Raw genomic sequence first — 6,839 nt, forward strand, 5'->3', positions numbered from 1 at the left:
GAACCGGCCGACCCGGCGGGGCGTGTGACCCCGACGGGGGAGTGGTGTACGCCACACCGATCCGCCGGAGCTGTGAGACGCCCGCCACTCGACCCCGGCTCCCACTCGCGTACTCTGACGTGTCACTCGCCGCTCGCCGCGCGGACCGGAGACCACCGCTCCTCTCCGGCCGCGTCACGGGGGAGTCCCCGACCCCGTGAGCCCGCCGGTCGCGAGGGAACATCTGGGAGGTACGTACATGTCCGGGACGACCACGGCCGCCGCGCTGCGCCGTCGGGCGGCCGGGGCCGGTGCCAACCGCTGGGTGGTGCTCGTCGTCCTCTGCGTCAGCCTGCTGCTGGTCGCCGTCGACGCCACCGTGCTGCACGTCGCGGTCCCCGCCGTCACCGAGGACCTGCGGCCCGGCGCGATGGAACTGCTCTGGATCGTCGACGCCTACCCCTTGGTCTGCGCCTCGCTGCTGATCCTCTTCGGCACCCTCGGCGACCGGATCGGCCGCAGACGCGTCCTGCTGCTCGGCTACACCCTGTTCGGCGTCGCCTCCGGCATGGCGGCCCTCGCGGACAACGCCCAGGTGCTGATCGTGGCGCGGGCGCTGCTCGGTGTCGGCGGCGCGATGATCATGCCGGCGACGCTGTCGATCCTGCGCCAGGTCTTCCCGGACCGGCGCGAGCGGGCGCTCGCCATCGGCCTCTGGAGCGCGGTCGCCGCCGTGGGCGCGGCGGTCGGCCCGCTGCTCGGCGGCTTCCTGCTGGAGCACTTCTGGTGGGGCTCGGTGTTCCTGGTCAACATCCCGTTGATGCTGGTCAGCCTCCCGGTCGGGTGGCTCCTGCTGCCCGAGTCGAAGGGCGCGGGCGACGGCCCCTGGGACGTGGCCGGCGCGCTGATGGCCGCCGTCGGACTGTTCGCGGTGGTCCTCGGGGTGAAGCGGCTCGGCGGCGGTGCCGTCGGCGTGTGGACCGTGCTGCCGCTGCTCGTGGGCGCCGGACTGCTGACCGCCTTCGTGCGCCGGCAGCGGCGCCGCGCGCACCCGCTGGTCGACCTGCGGATGTTCGCCCGGCCCGCGTTCAGCACGTCGGTGGGCTGCATCGTGCTGGCGATGCTCGCCCTGGTGGGCCTGGAGCTGATCGCGGCCCAGTACCTCCAGCTCGTGCTCGGGCTCTCCCCGCTGGAGACCGGACTGCGCCTGCTGCCGCTGACGATCGCGGCGATGGCGGCGGGCCTGGCGGGCGCGCGGATGCTGCGCCGGTTCGGCCCGCGCCGCATGGTCTGCTCCGGCTTCTGCCTGACGGCCGCCGCGGTGGTGGTCCTGACCGCGATGGGCGGACAGGACAACGCTCCGCTGCTGCTCACCGGTTTCGTCCTGCTCGGCTTCGGCCTGGAGACCACGCTGTTCGGGGCCTACGAGTCGATGCTCAGCGAGGCGCCGCCGGACCGGGCCGGCGGGGCGGCCGCGATCGGCGAGACCTCCTACCAGCTGGGCGCCGGCATCGGGATCGCCCTCCTCGGCAGCGTGATGAACGCGGCCTACGCACCCGGCCTCACCGGCGTACCCGGGGTGTCCGCGGCGGCGTCCGCGGCGGCCTCGCACTCGCTGGGGGAGGCCTACGAGGTGGCCGACCGGCTCGGCGGGCCCGCCGGGACCGCCCTGCGCCATGCGGCGCGCCACTCCTTCGTGCACGGACTGCACGTGACCCTGCTGGTGAGCGCGGGTCTGCTGCTGCTCGGGGCGGCGATGGCGCTGCGCCTGCCGCGGGTGATGCAGTGCGACCCGCCGGCCGTGCAGGTGCCCGCGCCGCGGGAGGCCACGGAGCGCCGGGTCCCCGAGCTGAAGGTGTGAGCCGTCTCCCGCACCGGCCGGGTGGACGTGCGGGAGACCGCGTCGTACCGTCGCCCCGAGCCGTGACTAGCAGCGCTAGTTAACCCCGGACCAGCCCCGGAGGGTGCCCCATGTCCGTGTCCGCGAAGTTGCCCCCCTTCGACCCCGCCGACCCCCTCGGCCTCGACGACCTGCTGGAGCCGGAGGACCTGGCCGTCCGGGACACCGTGCGCACCTGGGCCGCCGACCGCGTGCTCCCGCACGTCGCCGACTGGTACGAGCAGGGCGAGCTGCCCGGCATCCGGGAGCTGGCCCGGGAGCTCGGCGGCATCGGCGCGCTCGGCATGTCCCTCGACGGCTACGGCTGCGCGGGCGCGAGCGCCGTCCAGTACGGACTCGCCTGTCTGGAACTGGAGGCGGCCGACTCCGGGATCCGCTCCCTGGTCTCCGTGCAGGGCTCACTGGCCATGTACGCCATCCACCGGTTCGGCAGCGAGGAGCAGAAGCGGCGGTGGCTGCCCAGGATGGCGTCCGGCGAGGTCATCGGCTGCTTCGGGCTCACCGAACCCGACCACGGCTCCGACCCGGCCTCGATGCGCACCCACGCCAAGCGCGACGGCGGGGACTGGGTGCTCAACGGGCGCAAGATGTGGATCACCAACGGGTCCGTGGCCGGGATCGCCGTGGTGTGGGCGGGGACCGAGGACGGGATCCGCGGCTTCGTCGTGCCCACCGACGCCCCCGGCTTCTCGGCGCCCGAGATCAAGCACAAGTGGTCGCTGCGCGCCTCCGTCACCAGCGAGCTGGTCCTCGACGACGTACGGCTGCCCGCCGACGCCGTCCTGCCCGAGGCGACCGGCCTCAAGGGCCCGCTCGGCTGCCTGTCGCACGCCCGGTACGGGATCGTCTGGGGCGCGATGGGCGCCGCGCGGAGCTGTTTCGAGGCGGCGGTCGACTACGCGAAGTCACGGGAACAGTTCGGGCGGCCCATCGGCGGCTTCCAGCTGACCCAGGCCAAGCTCGCCGACATGGCGGTCGAACTGCACAAGGGGATTCTGCTCGCCCACCATCTGGGGCGGCGCATGGACGCCGGCCGCCTGCGTCCCGAGCAGGTCAGCTTCGGCAAGCTCAACAACGTCCGCGAGGCCATCGACATCTGCCGCACGGCCCGCACGATCCTCGGTGCCAACGGGATCTCGCTCGAGTACCCGGTGATGCGGCACGCGACCAACCTGGAATCGGTGCTCACCTACGAGGGCACCGTGGAAATGCACCAGCTCGTGCTGGGCAAGGCGCTCACCGGACTCGACGCCTTCCGGTGAGCCTCCGGGGAGGCGGGGCCGGTGAACGGCCCCGCCTCAGCTCTGGTTGAAGAAGCCGTCCGACCGGTGCGCGGCCGGATCACCGCTGACGACCTCGGTGTCGGCCGGGCTGAGCAGGAACACCCGGCTGGAGACGCGCTCGATGGAACCGCGCAGACCGAAGATCAGGCCCGCGGCGAAGTCGACCACGCGCTTGGCGTCACCGGCGTCCATGGCCGTGAGGTTCATGATGACGGGAACGCCCTCGCGGAACAGCTCGCCGATGGCGCGGGCGTCCCGGAAGCTGTCCGGGGTGACCGTGCCGATCCGGCGGCCCCTCTCCTCTGCGACGTCCGCGGCCACCTTGACCCGCGGATCGGTGACCCAGGCCTCGCCGGGCTCGGTCCCGTCGGAGTAGTCGTCGTCGTAGTAACGCTCGTCTTCGTTGTCGTCGACGAGGCCAAGCCAGGCACTCGCCTTGCGTACCGATCCCATGGACGCCTCCTCTCACAGCGGTCTTTTTTTGCTTTCCGCATCCCTATGGTCGTCCATGATGCGGACGTCGCGCCAAGTGGATAGACGCCGCGCGGGGGGTTTGTGACGGTACTGGTGCACAGCTGATCCGTCGAGAGCCCGGGTTTCCCAAGGGTCTTGGTGTAAACGGCTGCTGACTGTGAGTGAAATATGATTCTTCGCGGCGTACGGGTGAGGCAGGGTGCGTACGGGTGAACGCCGGGCCGATACGATGCCGCCGCTCAACGTCGTACGACTGCACGGGGGAACGTCGTGTTCGGAATGGTCAGGCCGTGTCGGCACCGGCTCGGGGAGAAGCTCACCGCCCAGTGGACGGCCCATTTGTGCGGGCTGTGCCTCGCGTTGCGCGGGGACCACGGACAGCTCGCGCGGATCGTCACCAACTACGACGGGCTCCTCATATCCGTTCTGACGGAGGCTCAGGCGGAACGTCCCGACGCGGGACGGCGCACCGCGGGGCCGTGCCCGCTGCGCGGCATGCGCACCGCGTCCGTCGCGCACGGTGAGGGCGCGCGGCTCGCGGCGGCCGTCTCCCTCGTCCTCGCCTCCGCCAAGATGCGCGACCACGTCGCCGACGGCGACGGGATGCTGGCGCGCAAGCCGGTCGCGTTCGCCGCGCGCCGGGTCGCGGCGAGCTGGGACCGGGCGGGAGCGCGGACCGGTTCGGACGTCGGGTTCGACACCGCCGTCCTGGTCGACGCCGTGGACCGGCAGACCGGCATCGAGACCCTCGCCGGGCCCGGCACCCCGGTCCTCACCGTCACCGAGCCGACCGAGACCGCGACGGCCGCGGCCTTCGCGCACACCGCGGTGCTGGCCGGCCGGCCGCACAACGCCGTGCCGCTCGCGGAGGCCGGACGCCTCTTCGGGCGCCTCGCGCACCTCCTGGACGCAGTGGAGGACCGGGAGGCCGACGCCGCCTCCGGTGCCTGGAACCCGCTCACCGCCACCGGGACCCCGCTCGAGGAGGCCCGCCGGCTCGCCGACGACGCGGTGCACGGCATTCGGCTCGCCCTGCGCGAGGTGGACTGGGCGTCCGGGGTTTCCCCGGGAGGGCACAGCTCCGACGGCGGTCTCGCGCACCGGCTGCTCGTCCATGAACTGCCCAACTCCGTCCGTCGCGCCTTCGGTACGGTCTCCTGTGCCCACGGAACCGGCCCCTACGCGCCTTCCGGCATCCCCGGCGGCCCCGGCGCCCCGCTGCCCCCCGAGCCGCCGCGCCGCGACCGGCGCGGGCTGCTGGCCGGCTGCGCCGTGTGGCTGGGGCTCGCCTGTACGTGCCAGCTGTGCTGCGGCACCTACGAGGACCCCTGGAGCGGGGAGCGCAAGGAGGGGCCCTGCACCAACTGCGACTGCAGCGGGTGCGGCGACTGCTGCAACTGCTGTGAGTGCTGCAACTGCTGCGGTGAGGACGGCTGCTGTGACGGGTGCGACTGCGGCTGTGACTGCGGCTGCTGACCGGGCCGACCATCCGGAGGGGCGAGTTCCGGACATCGCGCGAGCGTTCGACCGGTCGTGCCGCGGGTGTGACCACCGGTAATGCGATCCCGTACGCGGACCAAATCTCCTAGACGGTTCAAAGGTTGACGGCCGAAAGGCACCCTTGCGCCGAACGGTCGGTCGGTCGAATACTCGCTTCCCACAGCGCTTGTCAGGAGCACGACGTGTTCGGAATCCGGGCACCCGGCTTCCTGGCTGCGCCTCACGGGCCCACAAACCCCACGAGGGCCCCCTACTTCCTTTGTGGAGGAACGAGAAGTGAGGATCAAGCGCACCACCCCCCGCAGCGGCGTCTCGAGACGGACTCGGCTGATCGCCGTATCCACCGGACTCGTGGCCGCTGCCGCGATCGTGGTCCCCAGCGCGAACGCGGCCGAGACCCCCACCACCTTCAGCTCCGCCGAGCTCAAGAGCGTGAGCGGCTCGGTGCTGAAGGCCGATGTCCCGGGCACCGCCTGGGCCGTCGACAGCAAGACCAACCGGGTGCTGCTCACCGTCGACAGCACCGTCTCCCAGGCCGAGATCAACAAGATCAAGCAGCAGGCCGGGGACGACGCCGACGCGATCACCGTCAAGCGCACCCCGGGTACGTTCAGCAAGTTCATCCAGGGCGGCGACGCGATCTACTCGAGCAGCGGCCGCTGCTCCCTCGGCTTCAACGTCCGTTCCAGCAGCGGCGTCGACTACTTCCTGACCGCCGGTCACTGCACCGAGGGCGCGGGAACCTGGTACGGCAACTCCAGCCGCACCACGGTGCTCGGCTCGACCGCCGGCACCAGCTTCCCGGGCAACGACTACGGCATCGTCCGGTACACGGGCTCCGTCAGCCGGCCCGGCACCGCGAACGGCGTGGACATCACCCGCGCGGCCACCCCGAGCGTGGGCACCACCGTCATCCGCGACGGCTCCACCACCGGCACCCACAGCGGCCGGGTCACCGCCCTGAATGCCACCGTCAACTACGGCGGCGGCGACATCGTCTCCGGCCTCATCCAGACCACGGTCTGCGCCGAGCCCGGTGACTCCGGCGGCTCGCTCTACGGCAGCAACGGCACCGCGTACGGCCTGACCTCCGGCGGCAGCGGCAACTGCTCCTCCGGCGGTACGACCTTCTTCCAGCCGGTGACCGAGGCCCTGAGCGCCTACGGCGTCACCCTCACCTAGGAACGGGCACCGGGACCGGCCGGCACCACCGGTCCCGCGGGTCCCACCTCGCAGCCGGCAGCACGACGAGCCCCCGCACGCGATCGCGTGCGGGGGCTCGCTCTCGTCAGGGGCACGGGGCTACCGTCGAAGGACACACCGGGACGCGCCGGGCGGTACCGGACGCGGGGGATCACCCGGTGCGCCACTTCGGACCCCGGGGGCCGTGATGGTCGAGGAGCTGGTGACGGCGGGAGCGGCGGTGGCGTCCGCCGGAGCGGTCTGTCCGATGGCGGCGGCGCGGGTCGTCAAGCAGTACGAGCGGGCGTGGTGTTCCGGCTCGGCCGGCTCCGCCCGCAGGTGCGCGGGCCCGGGTTCACCATGATCGTTCCGTTCGTGGACCGGCTGCACAAGGTGAACCTCCAGATCGTCACGATGCCGGTGCCGGCCCAGGAGGGCATCACCCGGGACAACGTGACCGTACGGGTCGACGCGGTCGTCTACTTCAAGGTCGTCGACGCGCCGGCGGCCATCATCAACGT

The 6,839-nt window shown here is 72.2% G+C and carries 5 protein-coding genes and 1 pseudogene; 5 read left to right on the top strand and 1 reads right to left on the bottom strand.

The window, feature by feature from the left end; translation table 11 throughout:
* Nucleotides 1–238: 238 nt before the first annotated feature.
* Nucleotides 239–1,840 carry an MFS transporter gene (locus AB0A94_RS33245; protein WP_361749935.1) on the top strand — a complete coding sequence of 534 codons (1,602 nt, stop codon included), beginning with the start codon at nt 239–241 and terminating at the stop codon, nt 1,838–1,840.
* Nucleotides 1,841–1,950: 110 nt separating this feature from the next.
* Entirely contained in the window at nt 1,951–3,141 is a 1,191-nt protein-coding gene (locus tag AB0A94_RS33250; RefSeq protein ID WP_361749938.1) for an acyl-CoA dehydrogenase family protein, read from the top strand.
* A 36-nt stretch (nt 3,142–3,177) separates the two neighbouring features.
* Here the strand turns inward: AB0A94_RS33250 and AB0A94_RS33255 are convergent, their stop codons facing one another.
* Nucleotides 3,178–3,615, bottom strand: coding sequence for a cell division protein SepF (locus AB0A94_RS33255; RefSeq protein WP_217130399.1), 438 nt, complete (start codon nt 3,613–3,615; stop codon nt 3,178–3,180).
* Nucleotides 3,616–3,915: 300 nt separating this feature from the next.
* Here AB0A94_RS33255 and AB0A94_RS33260 point away from each other — a divergent pair, with 300 nt between their 5' ends.
* The 3 genes and pseudogenes from AB0A94_RS33260 to AB0A94_RS33270 all read left to right on the top strand — a co-directional run.
* Nucleotides 3,916–5,112, top strand: coding sequence for a DUF5685 family protein (locus AB0A94_RS33260; RefSeq protein WP_361749941.1), 1,197 nt, complete (start codon nt 3,916–3,918; stop codon nt 5,110–5,112).
* Nucleotides 5,113–5,412: 300 nt separating this feature from the next.
* Nucleotides 5,413–6,318 (top strand): S1 family peptidase, encoded by a 906-nt coding sequence (locus tag AB0A94_RS33265; protein ID WP_361749944.1) that lies wholly within the window; start codon nt 5,413–5,415, stop codon nt 6,316–6,318.
* 208 nt (nt 6,319–6,526) lie between these two features.
* Nucleotides 6,527–6,839, top strand: a pseudogene (locus tag AB0A94_RS33270) (SPFH domain-containing protein); the annotation flags it as partial.

Source organism: Streptomyces sp. NPDC044984, assembly GCF_040646935.1.
Classification (GTDB): Bacteria; Actinomycetota; Actinomycetes; order Streptomycetales; family Streptomycetaceae; genus Streptomyces.

Bases quoted from the DNA above. Each gene is read 5' to 3' on its own strand.
- AB0A94_RS33245 (WP_361749935.1), top strand. From the start codon at position 239: ATGTCCGGGACGACCACGGCCGCCGCGCTGCGCCGTCGGGCGGCCGGG.
- AB0A94_RS33250 (WP_361749938.1), top strand. From the start codon at position 1,951: ATGTCCGTGTCCGCGAAGTTGCCCCCCTTCGACCCCGCCGACCCCCTC.
- AB0A94_RS33255 (WP_217130399.1), bottom strand. From the start codon at position 3,615: ATGGGATCGGTACGCAAGGCGAGTGCCTGGCTTGGCCTCGTCGACGAC.
- AB0A94_RS33260 (WP_361749941.1), top strand. From the start codon at position 3,916: ATGGTCAGGCCGTGTCGGCACCGGCTCGGGGAGAAGCTCACCGCCCAG.